Origin of the sequence: Cronobacter sp. JZ38, assembly GCF_008932145.1 — a bacterium.
Lineage (GTDB): Bacteria > Pseudomonadota > Gammaproteobacteria > Enterobacterales > Enterobacteriaceae > Cronobacter > Cronobacter muytjensii.
In genome coordinates this window covers 3,412,638-3,429,280 of the sequence record NZ_CP017662.1, presented here as the reverse complement: position 1 = coordinate 3,429,280, position 16,643 = coordinate 3,412,638, and the positions used below count along the sequence as shown (strand labels likewise).

Here is a 16,643-nt window from a genome sequence, read left to right as displayed (position 1 = left end):
GTCACCTCTCATTTAGCAATTCCCGCGCCTTTTTTCAGCTCGGCCAGCAGAGACTGCGAAATCGTATTGCAGGCGTCATTCACGCGGAACTGATAAAGCGGAGTGATGGTGTCTACCATAATATTGGAGAGATCGTTACTGATTGACGCGTAATATTGCGTCGCTTTAATGCTGCGATACAGTGTGTCGATCTGCTCGCGATATTTATCCCGATTAATATCGGCAAGGTGTTTGGTTTCCGCGAGGCAACGCTCAAGGCGCAATTTTGTATCATTGTTAACGGGCGCCAGTTGATTCATCGACTCCACCGGCGTGGGGGCTGTCTGCGCTGAGGGAGTGGTCGCCGCGGCGCTCGTCGCCTGCGGCGCGGAAGTTTTCACTGGCGCATTTTTTTTAGCAGTAGTACAGGCGCTTAAAGACATCATTATTGCGGCAATATAAATGATTTTTTTATTTAACATATTTTATCTCTTTTTATCTCTTATCTGTCTCATCTGTGTCTGATTACAGGATGCCAGCCATCCCTGGCGCAATCTGGCCTGGATAACCCAAATTTTGTCCAGTAATAGACTTACTCATCGCGAAGGGCGCGCGAGATTACGCCAGCATACCGGGAGAAAGAACGATGATTTTATACAGACTTGAGGAAGATAGATTTTAATAAATTCTTAAAAGTGGTTGTTTTATTTTTAAAGTAGATAATAAGCGCTGGAATATTTATTGAAATTATATTTTTGCGGATGGCGGCCGTGAACGGTAAAGAGGGTCTGTTGTATTTTTCGCGCAAATAAGAAAAATAAATTAATAAAAATAACAAATAAAAAAGCGGCGTACTGGCGCCGCTTTGCAGTGATTGCGCGTTACGCGCGCGCCTGGCGCAGCAATGCATTGATGTCCGCACGCCACGGCGAGATGTCGCCAAGTGTCGCCGCGACCCATTCCGGATTGTGATACGTGTCCAGATAACGCTCGCCGCTGTCGCATAAGAGCGTCACGATAGCGCCGTTACGGCCTTCCTCGCGCATCCGTGCCGCCAGCTGTAGCGCGCCCCACATATTCGTGCCGGTCGAAGCACCCACTTTGCGGCCCAGCAGTTCGCTTATCCACTGCATCGCCGCCACGCTCGCGGCGTCCGGCACCTGCAACATTTCATCAATCACGTCGGGGATAAAAGAGGGCTCGACGCGCGGGCGGCCAATGCCTTCAATCCGGCTGCCGACCGCGCTTTTCAACCCGCCGTCGCGCTGGCGCCAGTAATCGTAAAAGACTGAATTTTGCGGGTCGACCACCATCAGGCGCGTGGCATGTCCCTGGTAGCGCAGGTAACGGCCAATCGTCGCGGAAGTGCCGCCGGTGCCGGCGCTCATCACGATGTAATCAGGGATGGGGTGCGGCTCGTCGGCCATCTGACGGAAAATGCTGTCGGCAATATTGTTATTGCCGCGCCAGTCGGTCGCGCGTTCGGCGAAGGTGAACTGATCCATATAGCGGCCATGCAACTCGCGCGCGAGCGTTTCGGACGCCTCGTAGATCTCGCAGGCGCTCTGCACAAAGTGGCAGCGGCCGCCGTAAAACTCAATCTGTTCCACTTTGCGCCGCGCGGTACAGGCGGGCATGACGGCGATAAACGGCAGGCCCAGCATCCGGGCGAACCAGGCTTCTGAGACGGCGGTCGAGCCGGAAGAAGCTTCGATAATCGGCGTGCCTTCACGGATCCAGCCGTTACATAAGCCATATAAAAACAGCGAGCGCGCCAGGCGATGCTTAAGGCTGCCGGTGGGGTGCGTGCTTTCGTCTTTCAGATAGAACCAGATGCCCGGAAACGCGGGCAGGGTAAAGCGGATCAAATGGGTATCCGCGGTGCGCCGGGCGTCGGCGTGGATCTCGTTAATGGCGTGGTGAACCCAGGTGCTGGACATGATACGTTCCGGTTTATCAATTTGTGCCCAGCGTAAAGCATCTTTCAGGAAAATAAGTTGCCTTTTAGCCTGCGGATTGCTGCTATAGGAGAAAATTTTTCTACAGGAGGCGGGAATGTTAGATAAAATTGATTGCAGACTCCTCGCGCTGCTTCAGGAGGACGCGACGCTTTCTTTGCAGGCGCTCGCCGATGCCGTTAATCTGACAACGACGCCCTGCTGGAAGCGGCTTCGGCGGCTGGAGGACGAGGGCTATATTATTAAGCGCGTCGCGCTGCTGGATCCGCAAAAACTCGGTCTCGGCCTCACTGCCTTTATGCTGATTAAAACGCAGCATCACAGCAGCGACTGGTACAGTCAGTTCGTCGCGGTGGTAGAAGAGATGCCGGAAGTGCTCGGTTTCTGGCGCATGGCGGGCGAATACGACTACCTTATGCGGGTACAGGTAGCCGATATGAAAAGCTATGACGACTTTTATAAACGTCTGGTTAACCGGGTGCCGGGGCTGTCAGATGTCACTTCGAGCTTCGCGATGGAGCAGATAAAATACACCACAGCCCTGCCGCTTAAGCGCTAAACCGTCTGGCTCGCCACGACGCCCGCGCTTTATCATCAGACCAATCAGGAATTTCGCGTGCGATTATTTGCTCAGTTAAGCTGGTATTTTAGCCGGGAGTGGCGTCGCTACCTCGGCGCCGTTGCCCTGCTTATTCTTATCGCCATTCTGCAACTGGTGCCGCCGAAAGTGGTGGGTTACGTTGTCGATGGGGTCACTCAAGGTCATTACACCACCCGGCAGGTGCTGCTGTGGATTGGCCTGCTGGTGGCGATTGCCATTGTGGTTTATCTGCTGCGCTATGTCTGGCGCGTGCTGCTGTTCGGGGCGTCTTATCAGCTCGCGGTCGAACTCCGGCGCGATTTCTATCGCCAGCTCAGCCGCCAGCATCCGGAATTTTACCTGCGCCACCGCACCGGCGATCTTATGGCGCGCGCCACTAACGATGTCGATCGCGTGGTGTTTGCCGCGGGCGAAGGTGTGCTGACGCTTGTCGATTCGCTGGTCATGGGCTGCGCGGTGCTGGTCGTTATGTGCACCCAGATAAGCTGGCAGCTCACGCTGCTGGCGCTGCTGCCGATGCCGGTGATGGCGATTGTCATTAAACGCTACGGCGACAAGCTCCATCACCGTTTCAAGGCCGCGCAGGCGGCATTTTCGTCACTTAATGACCGCACTCAGGAGAGCCTGACCAGCATTCGCATGATCAAAGCGTTTGGGCTGGAGGACAGGCAGTCGGCGCTGTTTGCCGAGGACGCGCGCGACACCGGCGTAAAAAACCTGCGCGTGGCGCGCGTTGACGCCCGTTTCGACCCGACAATTTATATCGCCATCGGCATGGCGAATCTGCTGGCCATCGGCGGCGGCAGCTGGATGGTCATGAACGGTACGCTGACGCTTGGCCAGCTCACCAGTTTCACCATGTATCTCGGCCTGATGATCTGGCCGATGCTGGCGCTGGCATGGATGTTTAATATTGTCGAGCGCGGCAGCGCGGCGTACAGCCGTATCCGCGCGCTGCTGGCGGAGGCGCCGGTGGTGGAAGATGGTCAGGCGGCGCTGCCCGCCGGGCGTGGCGAGCTGAACGTGGCTATCCGCGAGTTTCGCTACCCGCACGCCGCCCGCACCACGCTGCAAAACGTCCAGTTTACGCTCAAGCCCGGCCAGATGCTGGGGCTCTGCGGCCCGACTGGTGCCGGGAAGACCAGCGTGCTGGCGTTGATTCAGCGTCATTTTGATCTCGACGCCGGCGAGATTACGTTCCACGACGTACCGCTCGCGCGCCTGCATCTGGACGAATGGCGCGCCCGGCTGGCGGTCGTCAACCAGACGCCGTTTTTATTCTCCGACACCGTTGCCAGCAATATCGCGCTCGGCAAGCCCGACGCGACGCGTGACGACATCGAGCGCGCGGCTAAACTCGCCTGCGTCCATGACGATATTCTGCGCCTGCCGCAAGGGTATGAAACGCAGGTCGGGGAGCGCGGCGTGATGCTCTCCGGCGGACAGAAGCAGCGTATCTCGATTGCCCGCGCCCTGTTGCTGGAGGCGGAAATTCTGGTGCTGGACGACGCGCTTTCCGCCGTCGATGGCCGCACCGAACATCAAATTCTGCATAACCTGCGCCAGTGGGGCGAAAACCGCACGGTAATCATCAGCGCGCACCGGCTCTCGGCATTAACCGAGGCCAGCGAAATCCTCGTGCTCCAGCACGGACAGGTGGCGCAGCGCGGGCGTCATGAGGCGCTGGCGGCGCAGCCGGGCTGGTATCGGGATATGTATCGCTATCAGCAGCTCGAAGCGGCGCTGGATGACGCGCCGGATGAGAATGACGAGGAGGCGCTGAATGCGTAATCCAGGACAGAGCTGGTCGACGCTGCGGCGTCTGCTGGCCTATGGCTCGCCGTGGCGTAAACCGCTCGGCGGCGCAGTGATCATGCTGTGGGTCGCGGCGGCGGCGGAAGTCACGGGGCCCGCGCTTATCAGCTATTTCATCGACAACCTGGTGGCGAAAAACCAGCTGCCGCTGGGGCTCGTGGCCGGACTCGCGTTCGCGTATGTGCTGCTGCAAATCCTCGCGGCGGGGCTGCACTACTGGCAGGCGCTGTTGTTTAACCAGGCGGCGGTCGGCGTGGTGCAACAGCTGCGAACCGATGTGATGGACGCCGCGCTGCGCCAGCCGCTCAGCGCGTTCGACACCCAACCGGTGGGCCAGTTGATTTCGCGCGTCACCAACGATACCGAAGTGATACGCGATCTTTATGTCACCGTGGTCGCGACGGTGCTGCGCAGCGCCGCGCTGATTGGCGCGATGCTGGTGGCGATGTTCAGCCTCGACTGGCGCATGGCGCTGGTGGCCATCACCATTTTCCCGGCGGTACTCATTGTTATGACGATTTACCAGCGCTACAGCACGCCGATTGTGCGCCGGGTGCGGACATATCTTGCTGATATCAACGACGGCTTTAATGAAGTCATCAGTGGTATGAACGTCATTCAGCAGTTTCGCCAGCAGTCGCGGTTTGGCGAACGCATGAATGCTGCCAGCCATTCGCACTACCTGGCGCGCATGCAGACGTTGCGCCTGGACGGGTTTTTGCTGCGCCCGCTGTTGAGCCTCTTTTCCGCGCTGGTGCTGTGCGGGCTGCTGATGCTGTTTGGGTTCACGTCCGTTGGCACGATTGAAGTGGGCGTGCTGTATGCGTTTATCAGCTATCTGGGCCGCCTTAACGAGCCGCTGATTGAGCTTACGACGCAACAGTCTATTTTGCAGCAGGCGCTGGTGGCGGGCGAGCGCGTCTTCGAGCTGATGGACAGACCGCGGCAGAATTACGGCCACGACGAGCGGCCTCTCTCAAGCGGAGCGATTGACGTGGATAATGTCTCGTTCGCCTATCGCGACGATCAACTGGTGCTGAAGGATATCTCGCTTTCGGTGCCGTCCCGCCATTTTGTGGCGCTGGTCGGGCATACCGGCAGTGGTAAAAGCACGCTGGCGAGCCTGCTGATGGGCTACTACCCGCTGACCGCAGGCGAAATTCGCCTTGATGGACGCCCGCTTGCCTCGCTCAGCCACGGCGTGCTGCGTAAAGGCGTGGCGATGGTGCAGCAGGATCCTGTCGTGCTGGCCGACTCGTTCTTTGCCAACGTGACGCTTGGACGTGAGATAGACGAAGCGCGCGTCTGGGAGGTGCTGGAAACTGTGCAACTGGCGGAGCTGGCGCGCGGCATGAGCGACGGCATTTATACGCGTCTTGGCGAGCAGGGCAATAATCTCTCGGTCGGGCAGAAACAACTGCTGGCGCTGGCGCGCGTGCTGGTGGACGCGCCGCAAATCCTGATCCTCGATGAAGCGACCGCCAATATCGATTCCGGCACCGAGCAGGCCATTCAGCAGGCGCTCGGCGCTATTCGCCAGCACACCACCCTTGTGGTGATAGCGCACCGCCTCTCGACTATCGTGGAAGCGGACACCATTCTGGTGCTGCATCGCGGTCAGGCAGTGGAGCGGGGCAGCCATCAGGCGCTCCTGGAAGCGCGCGGGCGTTACTGGCAGATGTATCAGCTACAGCTGGCCGGTGAAGAGCTTCAGGCCGCTGCGCAGGAGGAGTCGCTCAGCGCCTGATGCACCAAAACAACGCGTTCTGCTAACACTCATCGTTAGTGGTGCAAAAATGCAACGCACCCTGCACTGGCATGGTGCGTTTTTGCTTTCTGGCACCCTCGCGCCGCGCTGCGCTGCGCTTCCTTTCCCATCTCCTCGCCGCCGCCGCGCGCTTTTTCATTCCTGGCACGCCGCTTGCTTTATCCGTTCAACATCGCTGCCGCATTACCCAATTCTGACTGGAGGGGATCTATGAAGCTGGTTACCGTGGTAATCAAACCGTTCAAACTGGAAGACGTGCGTGAAGCACTTTCCACCATTGGCATTCAGGGCCTTACCGTCACTGAGGTGAAAGGGTTCGGGCGTCAGAAGGGCCATGCCGAGCTTTACCGCGGCGCCGAGTACAGCGTGAATTTTCTGCCCAAAGTAAAAATCGACGTGGCGATCGCCGACGATCAGCTTGATGAAGTGATCGACGTGGTCAGCAAAGCCGCGTGGACCGGTAAAATTGGCGACGGCAAAATTTTCGTCGCCGAACTGCAACGCGTGATTCGTATTCGTACCGGCGAAGCCGACGAAGCGGCACTCTGATTTCTGGCCAACCGTAACAGGAATGGAAAAGATGAAACACACAGCCCTCAAATCTGGTTTCGGCCTGCTTGCTCTGCTGCCCGGCTTCGCGCTGGCGGCGCCTGCGGTGGCGGATAAAGCCGATAACGCCTTTATGATGATAAGCACCGCGCTGGTGCTGTTTATGACAATCCCCGGCCTTGCGCTCTTTTACGGCGGTCTGATCCGCGCGAAAAATGTGTTGTCGATGCTGACGCAGATCTCCGTCGCTTTTGCGCTGGTGTGCGTGCTCTGGGTGGTATACGGCTATTCGCTGGCGTTTGGCGCTGGCGGCAGCTTTTTCGGCAATGTCGACTGGATCATGCTGAAAGGCATCAAAATTACGGATCTGATGGGCAGCTTCTATCAGTACATCCACGTCGCCTTCCAGGGGTCGTTCGCGTGCATTACCGTGGGGCTTATCGTCGGCGCGCTGGCGGAACGTATTCGCTTCTCGGCGGTGGTGATTTTCGTGGTGGTGTGGCTGACGTTCTCTTACGTGCCGATTGCGCACATGGTGTGGGGCGGCGGTCTGCTGGCCTCTCATGGCGCGCTGGATTTCGCGGGCGGTACCGTGGTGCATATTAACGCGGCGGTGGCGGGCCTGGTGGGCGCGTATCTGGTCGGCAAACGTGTCGGTTTCGGCAAAGAGGCATTCAAACCGCATAACCTGCCGATGGTCTTTACCGGCACCGCAATCCTCTATTTCGGCTGGTTCGGCTTTAACGCCGGCTCCGCCAGCGCCGCGAACGAAATCGCCGGTCTGGCCTTTGTGAATACCGTTGTTGCGACGGCGGCGGCCATCCTTGCCTGGGTGTTTGGCGAATGGGCGCTGCGCGGCAAGCCTTCTCTGCTGGGCGCATGCTCCGGCGCTATCGCCGGGCTGGTCGGCGTGACGCCTGCGTGTGGTTATATCGGCGTCGGCGGTTCGCTGATTGTCGGTATCGCGGCGGGCCTTGCGGGTCTGTGGGGCGTGACCATGCTGAAGCGCTGGCTGCGCGTTGATGACCCGTGCGATGTGTTCGGCGTACATGGCGTCTGCGGCATCGTAGGTTGTATCCTCACCGGTATCTTCGCCTCCACGTCGCTCGGTGGCGTCGGTTACGCCGAGGGTGTGACGATGGGCCATCAGGTGCTGGTGCAGCTTGAAAGTATCGCCATTACCGTGGTGTGGTCTGGCGTGGTGGCGTTTATCGCCTACAAAGTGGCGGACATGACCGTTGGGCTGCGCGTCTCTGAAGAGCAGGAGCGCGAAGGTCTGGACGTGAACAGCCACGGCGAGAACGCGTACAACGCCTGATCGTTGTGATTGCGAGCATAAAAAAACCTCCCGCGCGCGGGAGGTTTTGTTTTTTGTGGGGGAGGCCGGAAATGGCAAGCTTTGGAAAGGGGGACGTCTGGCAAGGGTGGGGCGCTTCGCTTACCCACTGAGCCTCATCTTCAAACGGTTATTCGCTGGGCGGCTAAGCGCAGCGCACCCGCTGTTCGGCAAACGGCGCGCCAACCTTACCCGCGCTTTCTCATCACGCCTTCCTGCACGGTCGAGGCGACAAGGACGCCGTCCTGGGTATAAAACTCGCCGCGTACAAACCCACGGGCGCTGGAGGCGGACGTGCTCTCCACGCTGTAAAGCAGCCACTCGTTCATATCAACCGGGCGGTGGAACCACATGGAATGGTCGATGGTCGCCACCTGCATCCCCGGCTCCAGGAAACCGACGCCGTGCGGTTGCAGCGCTACCGGCAGGAAATTGAAATCCGAGGCGTAACCGAGCAGCGACTGGTGCACCCGGATATCGTCCGGCATCTGGCCGTTGGCGCGCAGCCACACCTGACGCTCCGGCTTCGCCACATGGCCTTTAAGCGGGTTATGAAACTCTACCGGGCGAATTTCCAGCGGTTTGTCGCACAGAAACTTTTCTTTCGCCTGCGGCGGCAGGAGGTGCGCCAGCGAGCGGGCGATATCGGTTTCCGATTTCAGGCCGTCAGGCGAGGGCGCAGGCGGCATGGTTTTCTGATGCTCGAAGCCGCTTTCGGGTGCCTGGAACGAGGCGGTCATATAGAAAATCGGCTTGCCGTGCTGGATAGCCGCCACCCGCCGGGCGCTGAAGCTGTTGCCGTCGCGCAACACTTCCACGTCATACACAATAGGCTTCTGGCTGTCGCCGGGGCGCAGAAAATAGCTATGAAAAGAGTGCACCAGCCGCTCTTCCGGCACGGTCGCTTTGGCGGCGTAAAGCGCCTGGCCGACGACCTGACCGCCGAACACCTGCCGTAACCCGAGATCTTCGCTTTGGCCGCGAAAGAGCCCTTCTTCAATTTTTTCCAGATTTAATAACGCCAGTAAGTTGCTCAGCGCCTGACTCATAAAGGGTCCTCTGATACCGAGAAATGCACAGCCGTGCGAATGATATATGCCGATTATAACGCAGAAAGACAACTGGTCAGAGGGGTTCAATAATCTTAATAGCGGCCCGTTTCCAGGCGAAAATTAGTGATATGTGCCACACTTAGCACGACAAGCATGTTGTGAGAGCTCACGCTGGTGAGTGCAAGGCGCTTACTGGTGCATCGAAAATAAGGAGAACGCTATGAAACTCGTGCACATGTTAAGTGGTTTAGCCGTTGCCGTTGCGCTGGCTGGTTGCGCGCAGGATAAAAGTGCCGATATCGCCGTTCCCGCGCCGAACCCGAATACTTCTGGCGTCGCGACGAAGCCGGTGATTAAGCAGCCGAACGTGTCCGGGACAGTCTGGATCCGCCAGAAAGTGGCGCTGCCGCCGGATGCGGTGCTGACCGTGACCCTGTCGGACGCGACCCAGGCGAACGCGCCGTCTAAAGTCATTTCGCAGAAAGTGGTGCGTACAGAAGGCAAACAGGCCCCGTTCAGCTTCGTACTCCCGTTTAATCCATCCGATATCCAGCCGAATGCCCGCATTCTGCTGAGTGCCGCGATTACGGTTGACGATAAGCTGGTGTTCATCACCGACCGCGTACAGCCGGCGGTGAACGATGGCGGCAAGAAAATCGACCTGACCCTGGTGCCGGTGCAGCAGACCGCCGTGCCGGTACAGGCTGGCGGCGGCGCGGTCACAACCGTACCGTCTACCTCGCCGACGCAGGTCACGCCGTCCTCCGCCGTTCCGGCGCCGACGACGTACTAAGCCTGCCACAGCGCCTCTTCGGAGGCGCTTTTCAGTAGCGCCACCCGTAGCGCGCCAGATCGATCTCTCCTTTTCCCGACACCTGTACGCCTTCTGCAAGCAATGCCTGACGCTGACGCTGTAAATCCGGCCCTGTCAGCGAAATTTCTCCCCGACGATTCACCACGCGATGCCACGGCAAAAGGCTGCCCTCCGGCAGGCGCTTTAACACGCCGCCTACCTGACGCGCCGCCCGCGGCGAACCCGCCAGCCGCGCCACCTCGCCATAGGTTGTGACGCACCCTTCCGGAATGGCGGCGACAATCTGGTAAACGCGTTGCGGGAAGGTGTCGTGGTTATGCATGAGGACTCCTGTCAGTCAGGTTGTAAGCATATGAACGCACGCTCAGAAGGGCAACTCCGGGTGAACATGTGGCGTGGTTACTATAATAACGATGAATAAACCCTGCATAATCATTTGTAATTATTGATTTTTTTTTCCGTGCAGGGAAATACGCTTGCGCTCACAGTACGTTTACGGAACGCGCCGCAGAATAGCGCCCGTCTTTTTCAACGGACTGATTTATGAACAGTTTATTGTACTGGGGAAAAGCCCGGCCAGGTGAGAATCATCAGGGTGATGAATTTCATTTACTACAGTGGCACTCGCTGGACGTGGCCGCCTGCGGTTACGTGATGGTAATGGAAAACCGCTTTAACGCCGCCTCGCTATTCGCCGCGCTGGGCATTGAAGAGCGCCAGACGGCGGCAGAGTTTTTCGCCTGGCTGCTGTGCTGGCATGATATTGGCAAGTTTTCACGTCTGTTCCAGCAAAAATATACCCACAAGGCGCTTGAGCACGGCCAGCGCGATGTCAGTGACAGCCATCATCATCACACCGTGACGGGGACGTGGCTGTGGCGACATCATCTCGGCGATACCGCGGCGCAGAGCGTCACAGGCCCGCTGTCGGCGCGGGAGCGTCAACGCGTGCTGGATCGCTGGATACCCACCGTGATGGGGCATCACGGCAAGCCAGTGTCGTATGAGAATTGCCATAACGATTTCCTGGCGGAGGATATCGAGGCCGCGCAGTCGTTCGCACGGGCCGTACAGACGCTGCTTCCGTCCGTCACGCTGCCGCAGGCGTGGAACGACGCCTCCTGGCGTGAGTCATTTTTACCGCAAAGCTGGCGGGTCTCGGCGCTGGTTGTGCTGGCCGACTGGGTGGGTTCCGTCAATCACTTTTTCCCGTGGGTAGCCGGGGAGATGCCGCTTGCGCGCTACTGGGCGCGGGCCGTCGCGCAGGCGCAAAACGCGCTGCGGCGGCTGCCGCCTGCGAGCGATGTCGCGCCGTTTAAGGGCATCGACACGCTTTTTCCCTTTATTACCGAGCCGACGCCGCTTCAGCAAAAAGCGCTGGAGCTCACAATCAGTATGACCGGCCCGCATCTGTTTATTCTGGAAGATGTCACCGGGGCCGGTAAGACTGAAGCGGCGCTGGTGCTGGCGCACCGGCTGATGGCGGCGGGGCAGGCGCGGGGGCTCTATATCGGGCTGCCGACGATGGCGACGGCGAATGCGATGTATGCGCGGATGGAGCGCGCCTGGTTACGGCTCTACCGTGAAGGCAGTCATCCGAGCCTGGTACTGGCACACAGCGCCCGCAAACTGTCCGCGAGTTTCAATGCCTCTCTCTGGGAAAGCGAATTATTACCCAATGAATCCGGCGACGAAGCCACCGCGTTTGAGGGCTGCGCCGCCTGGTTCGCCGGGTCGCCGAAAAAGGCACTACTGGCGGAAACCGGCGTCGGCACGCTGGATCAGGCGTTAATGGCGGTGCTGCCGTTTAAACACCAGAATCTGCGCCTGCTGGGCCTTAGCGACAAAATCCTGATTGCCGATGAGATCCATTCGTATGACGCTTATATGTCGCACCTGCTGGAAAAGCTGGTAGAGATCCGGGCCGCCAGCGGCTGCGCCACAATTTTGCTCTCCGCCACGCTTTCGCAGACCCAGCGCGATCGGCTGAGCGCCGCGTTTTACAAAGGACTGAACACGCACCGCGAGCCGCCACGCCTCGGGCTCGACGACTACCCATGGGTCACGCATCTGCACGCGCAGGGGATTGACGGGCAGCGCGTCGCGACACGCGCGCAGGTGCAGCGCCGTGTTGGCATCGGCTGGATGGCGGATGAAGCCGCGTGCCTCGATAAAACAGAGAGGGTGGCGCGCGAAGGCGGCTGTATCGGCTGGATACGCAATTCCGTTGACGATGCAGTGAACAGCTATCGGGAATTAATTCGCCGAGGCAATATCCCTGAAGAAAATATTCTTTTATTCCATAGCCGTTTCGCGTTTATTGACCGTGCCGCGACGGAATTAAAAACACTGCAATGGTTTGGGAAAGAGAATGCCGATAATCGAAGCGGTAAAATAATTATATCCACTCAGGTAATAGAACAGTCTGTCGATATAGATCTGGATTATTTAATTAGCGATCTCGCGCCGGTGGATTTATTAATTCAACGCGCCGGACGCATGCAGCGCCACATTCGTGATAAAGACGGAAGGCTTAAATTCACCGGCGCAGATGAAAGGCCCGCGCCTTGCCTGGATATTCTGGCGCCGCCGTGGCAGGCGCAGCCGGATAAAACCTGGCTTTCTGCCGCGATGCGTAATACCAGTTACGTGTATCCGGCGCATTCCAGGCTGTGGCTGACCCAGCGCGTGCTGCGCGAACAGGGCGAAATACGCATGCCGGAGGCGGCGCGTCTGTTAATTGAAGCGGTCTATGGCGAAGGGTGCGCCGTGCCGGATGGCATGCAGAAATCTGAAGATGAAGCGATGGGCGACTATTACAGCCAGCGCGCCATTGCCGCCAATTTTGAAATTCACTTTGAAAACGGGTATGACCCAACCAGCGCGGCGCAGTGGGTGCCGGATGTCTCCACTCGCCTCGGGGAGCGCACAGTTGATCTCTGCCTGGCTTACGCGTCCCCGGAGGGTGTCACGCCCTACGCGCCGGGCGAAAACGCCTGGGAGATGAGCGCGTTACGGGTGCGTAAAACCTGGTGGGACAAGCACAGCGCCGACTTTACTTGCCTTACGGGTGACGCGCTGGCGCGCTGGCGTTTAACCCATCGCAAGCAGGAGACGGAGGTGATTTTGCTGCCGGGCGGCTATTCATCGAAAGAAGGGCTGCTGGGGAGCGATACAGCGCGGTAACCCAGGGGCGAATGCCCCCGGGGATTTATCCCCGCGTGAGTGGGGAACGGTTAAACACCAGGAAAAAAAATACACCGGTTTATCCCACAGGGAACGAGACAAGATTAACGGCTACAAAGGAAACGCAAAAGGTGTAATTTTTGTTTTGTTATTTCTTTAATCATTTTAAGAATTGTGCAGGGGCAATTTTTCTCTGTTTGGGGGTATTTTGTGAGTGTCAATTTTCTGGCGGGTGAAATACCTGGCTTCTCATTTTTGTAGTGTCCGCTGTCCGCCTTTTAAATTATTCGTGAAAGCATGCCTGTGAAATATTCGCAGGCAGAGGAGGGATGTGTTTTGCATTCATTAATTACCACAAAATGGCTCCCCGTTATTTACCGCGACGGCAGTCGCGGGAAAATCGCGCCGCTGGATTTGGCCGATGACAATATTCTGGAGCTGGTTTTACCCCGCCCGGATTTTCAGGGGGCGGCCTGGCAGTTTCTGCTCGGGTTGCTGCAAACGGCGCTCGCCCCGAAAGACGCTGAAAGCTGGGAGGATATCTGGGAGGATGGGTTAACCGCCGGGGCTATTCGCGAAGCCCTTGCGCCGCTGGAGAAACTGTTTGAATTTGGCCCGCACACCCCCTCATTCATGCAGGATTTCGAGCCGCTGGAAGGTGAAAGCGTGCCGCTGGCGCTACTGTTACCGGAAACCCCGGGCGCCCAGACGGTAAAGCTCAATAAAGACCATTTTATTAAGCGCGGCATCACCGAGAAATTCTGCCCGCACTGCGCCGCGCTGGCGCTCTTTTCCCTGCAGTTAAACGCGCCGGCAGGCGGTAAAGGCTACCGCACCGGGCTGCGCGGCGGCGGGCCGATGACCACCTTGCTGGAACTGCACCGCTATAACGGCGAGGCTCCGTCGCTGTGGCGCAGGCTGTGGCTCAACGTGATGCCGCAGCGTGAAAGCCGCTTGCCCCGGCCTGCGAACTATGACGCCCGCATCTTCCCCTGGCTTGCGCCAACCCGTACCAGCGAAAAAGCTATCGTAACGCCGGAGCAGGTCGACGCGCTCCAGGCGTACTGGGGCATGCCGCGCCGTATCCGTATCGATTTCTCTGCAACGCAGCCGGGCCATTGCGACCTTTGCGGCGAGCCGGGCGAGGCGCTGTTAACGTCAATGACGGTGAAAAACTACGGCGTTAACTATGTCGGCTGGATGCACCCGCTCACGCCGCATCGCATTCCCAAAAAAGAGGGCGGCGAGATGTTCTCCGTTAAAGGCCAGCCGGGCGGCCTGCTCTGGCGTGACTGGCTGGGGTTGATGATGGAGAGCGAAAGCGACAACAACCGGGAGCAGCCCGCCAGCGTGGTGAAAATTCGCCAGCAGCAACGGCTCGATAACGCGGAAACCGGCTTATGGTGCTTTGGTTACGATTTCGACAACATGAAGGCCCGCTGCTGGTACGAGCACCATCTGCCCTTTCTGCAAATCCCCGAATCACGACAGCCGTTTGTCCGCCAGACCCTCAGCGACGCCGCGCGTGTCGCCACGCTGATGCTCAGTAAATTACGCAGCGCGCTAAAAGAGGCGTGGTATGGCGAAGGCGCTACCGTGCGCGGCGATTTCAGCTTTATCGATATCGACTTCTGGCAGCAGACACAGTCGCGGTTCCTGGCGCTGGTCGAGGCGGTAAAAGCCGATGAATCCGGTGATAACCGCGCCCTGCTCAGCGCCTGGAACAGCGATATCTGGCGCTATACCCGTAGCTACTTCGATGAACGCGCCCTGACTAACCCGCAGGAGCGCACGGAATTCTCAGACATCATGAAAGCCCGCAAAAAGTTTTTCACGCAGACGAAAGCGAAGCCTGCGGCGAAAGGCGCGCGGGCGAGAAAAACGCAGGAGGCAAATTAAGTGAGCATTTTATCGCAGGCGCATCGCGAATCGCTGCTGAAGTGGCATTCGCTCATCAATGAACAGCAGGGACGACGGTTGCGCGCCGGCTTGCGGCGCAGTCATACGCTTTCTGACGTCTGGCTCAGTGAAGGGTTTCGGGTGCTGACAGCCCGTATCCCTTCGCTCTGGAATATACCGGGGCGAGAGTGGCGCTTCTGCGCGCTCGGCATCGTCGCGGCACTGGCCGCTCACGTCAAAAGCATTGAGACGCGCCAGTCTTTTGCCGCGCAGCTCGGGCAAATCAGTGGCAACAATCCGGTGATGTCTGAGCTGCGCTTTCGGCGACTGAACCAGGCGCATTCGCAGGAGGAGCTGTTCCGCCAGCTGCGCCGCGCGGTGCAGTTGCTCGGCGGCACGGTCAATCTGCCGGATCTCGCGGAAGGCGTGTTTCGCTGGTGCGCGGAAGAAGACGAACGCGAGCGCCACGCGGCACAAAAGCGTACCCCGACCGAATACATTCGCGTGCGCTGGGCGCTCGACTATTACATGGCGGGCACGGCGTCAGACACGCCGGATGCCGTCACTACCGACTTACCGGCCGATTCGGCCACCACTCAGGAATAAGGAACATTCGCGATGACCACATTTATTCAGCTTCATCTCTTAACCGCTTACCCTGCCGCCAACCTGAACCGCGACGACACTGGCGCGCCGAAAACCGTCACCATTGGCGGCGCGTCGCGTCTGCGCATCTCCTCGCAAAGCCTTAAGCGCGCCTGGCGTACCTCAGCGCTCTTTGAAGAGGCGCTCAGCGGGCATATCGGCACCCGCACCGCGCGTATTGGCCGCGAGGCGGCGGAAATCATGCTGGAAGGCGGCGTTTCACAAGCAAATGCGGTTGATTGGGGAAAAACTATTGCCAACTGTTTTGGCAAAGCCAAAACCGGCAAAGCAAAGAATGACCTCATCAACACGGAAACCGAGCAGCTCGCCCATGTCAGCCCGGCGGAAAGAGAGGCCGTGCAGGCGCTGGCCCGCACGCTGGCGACAGAGAAGCGCGCACCAAAGGTGGAGGAGCTTTCCTTCCTGCGCAAAGACGCGATGGCCGTCGATATCGCGCTGTTTGGCCGCATGCTCGCCTCAACGCCTGAGCACAATATCGAGGCCGCCTGTCAGGTCGCCCACGCGTTCGGCGTTGGCGAAACCCTGCTGGAAGATGATTTCTTCACGGCCGTTGACGATCTGCGCCAGGCATCAGCGGAAGAAGCCGGGGCCGGGCATATCGGCGAACTCGGTTTCGGCTCGGCGCTGTTTTATACGTACCTGTGTATTGACCGCGATCGCCTGCTGGAAAACCTTAACGGCGACGAAAAGCTCCTCGCGAAAACATTACGCGCCCTCGGTGAATGCACGCTGAAAATCTCACCCACCGGCAAACAAAACAGCTTCGCCTCCCGCGCTTACGCCAGCTGGGCGCTCGCGGAAAAAAGCACCGAACAGCCGCGTTCGCTGGCCGCCGCATTCTGGGAACCGGTCACCGGGACTGACCAACTGGAAGAGGCCGTGCGCCGCATTACCACGCTTCGCGACAATATGAATAACGTTTATGGCGGCCAACAGACGCCCTGCGCGACGTTATATGGCGTGAAAGGCGAAGGTTCCGTCGCGCAACTGCTGGATTTCATCAGCGCATAAGGGGCGACC

At 58.7% G+C, this 16,643-nt stretch carries 14 protein-coding genes; 10 read left to right on the top strand and 4 right to left on the bottom strand.

Going from position 1 to position 16,643, the window contains the following annotated elements; translation table 11 throughout:
• Window positions 1–8: 8 nt before the first annotated feature.
• Both BJP61_RS21815 and BJP61_RS16280 read right to left on the bottom strand, forming a co-directional pair.
• The gene (locus BJP61_RS21815; RefSeq protein WP_075193632.1) at window positions 9–461 is read right to left on the bottom strand and encodes a hypothetical protein; all 453 of its coding nucleotides are present in this window, start codon (window positions 459–461) and stop codon (window positions 9–11) included.
• Between the two features lie 399 nt (window positions 462–860).
• Entirely contained in the window at window positions 861–1,919 is a 1,059-nt protein-coding gene (locus BJP61_RS16280; protein ID WP_171998701.1) for a PLP-dependent cysteine synthase family protein, read from the bottom strand.
• Window positions 1,920–2,034: 115 nt separating this feature from the next.
• Between BJP61_RS16280 and BJP61_RS16275 the strand changes: the two genes are divergently transcribed.
• The 5 genes from BJP61_RS16275 (at window position 2,035) to amtB (ending at window position 7,988) form a co-directional block, all read left to right on the top strand.
• The gene (locus BJP61_RS16275) at window positions 2,035–2,496 is read left to right on the top strand and encodes an Lrp/AsnC family transcriptional regulator (protein ID WP_038864318.1); all 462 of its coding nucleotides are present in this window, start codon (window positions 2,035–2,037) and stop codon (window positions 2,494–2,496) included.
• A gap of 57 nt (window positions 2,497–2,553) precedes the next feature.
• Complete coding sequence (locus tag BJP61_RS16270) at window positions 2,554–4,329, top strand: SmdA family multidrug ABC transporter permease/ATP-binding protein (protein WP_038864316.1); 1,776 nt, start codon at window positions 2,554–2,556, stop codon at window positions 4,327–4,329.
• On the top strand, window positions 4,322–6,100 hold the full coding sequence (locus BJP61_RS16265) for a SmdB family multidrug efflux ABC transporter permease/ATP-binding protein (protein ID WP_161580794.1): 1,779 nt from the start codon (window positions 4,322–4,324) through the stop codon (window positions 6,098–6,100). Before BJP61_RS16270 ends, BJP61_RS16265 begins: the two co-directional genes overlap by 8 nt.
• Window positions 6,101–6,331: 231 nt before the next feature.
• The gene (glnK, locus tag BJP61_RS16260; RefSeq protein ID WP_007673733.1) at window positions 6,332–6,670 is read left to right on the top strand and encodes a P-II family nitrogen regulator; all 339 of its coding nucleotides are present in this window, start codon (window positions 6,332–6,334) and stop codon (window positions 6,668–6,670) included.
• Between the two features lie 31 nt (window positions 6,671–6,701).
• Window positions 6,702–7,988 carry an ammonium transporter AmtB gene (gene amtB, locus BJP61_RS16255; RefSeq protein WP_038864312.1) on the top strand — a complete coding sequence of 429 codons (1,287 nt, stop codon included), beginning with the start codon at window positions 6,702–6,704 and terminating at the stop codon, window positions 7,986–7,988.
• A gap of 206 nt (window positions 7,989–8,194) precedes the next feature.
• Here the strand turns inward: amtB and tesB are convergent, their stop codons facing one another.
• The gene (gene tesB / locus BJP61_RS16250; protein WP_038864311.1) at window positions 8,195–9,055 is read right to left on the bottom strand and encodes an acyl-CoA thioesterase II; all 861 of its coding nucleotides are present in this window, start codon (window positions 9,053–9,055) and stop codon (window positions 8,195–8,197) included.
• 223 nt (window positions 9,056–9,278) lie between these two features.
• On the opposite strand from tesB, the gene BJP61_RS16245 reads away from it, so the two are divergent.
• Window positions 9,279–9,851 (top strand): YbaY family lipoprotein, encoded by a 573-nt coding sequence (locus BJP61_RS16245; RefSeq protein ID WP_075194125.1) that lies wholly within the window; start codon window positions 9,279–9,281, stop codon window positions 9,849–9,851.
• A gap of 31 nt (window positions 9,852–9,882) precedes the next feature.
• Here BJP61_RS16245 and BJP61_RS16240 read toward each other — a convergent pair whose 3' ends face one another.
• Window positions 9,883–10,194, bottom strand: coding sequence for an MGMT family protein (locus BJP61_RS16240; protein ID WP_038864308.1), 312 nt, complete (start codon window positions 10,192–10,194; stop codon window positions 9,883–9,885).
• 221 nt (window positions 10,195–10,415) lie between these two features.
• Between BJP61_RS16240 and cas3 the strand changes: the two genes are divergently transcribed.
• From cas3 to cas7e, 4 genes are all read left to right on the top strand, one after another.
• Window positions 10,416–13,058 carry a CRISPR-associated helicase Cas3' gene (cas3, locus tag BJP61_RS16235; RefSeq protein WP_171998700.1) on the top strand — a complete coding sequence of 881 codons (2,643 nt, stop codon included), beginning with the start codon at window positions 10,416–10,418 and terminating at the stop codon, window positions 13,056–13,058.
• A gap of 297 nt (window positions 13,059–13,355) precedes the next feature.
• A complete protein-coding gene (gene casA, locus BJP61_RS16230) occupies window positions 13,356–14,957 on the top strand; it encodes a type I-E CRISPR-associated protein Cse1/CasA (protein ID WP_171998699.1) in 1,602 nt (533 codons plus the stop codon).
• Window positions 14,958–15,563 carry a type I-E CRISPR-associated protein Cse2/CasB gene (gene casB, locus BJP61_RS16225; RefSeq protein WP_171998698.1) on the top strand — a complete coding sequence of 202 codons (606 nt, stop codon included), beginning with the start codon at window positions 14,958–14,960 and terminating at the stop codon, window positions 15,561–15,563. It begins immediately after the preceding gene.
• 12 nt (window positions 15,564–15,575) lie between these two features.
• Window positions 15,576–16,634, top strand: coding sequence for a type I-E CRISPR-associated protein Cas7/Cse4/CasC (gene cas7e / locus BJP61_RS16220; RefSeq protein WP_171998697.1), 1,059 nt, complete (start codon window positions 15,576–15,578; stop codon window positions 16,632–16,634).
• Window positions 16,635–16,643 lie beyond the last annotated feature (9 nt).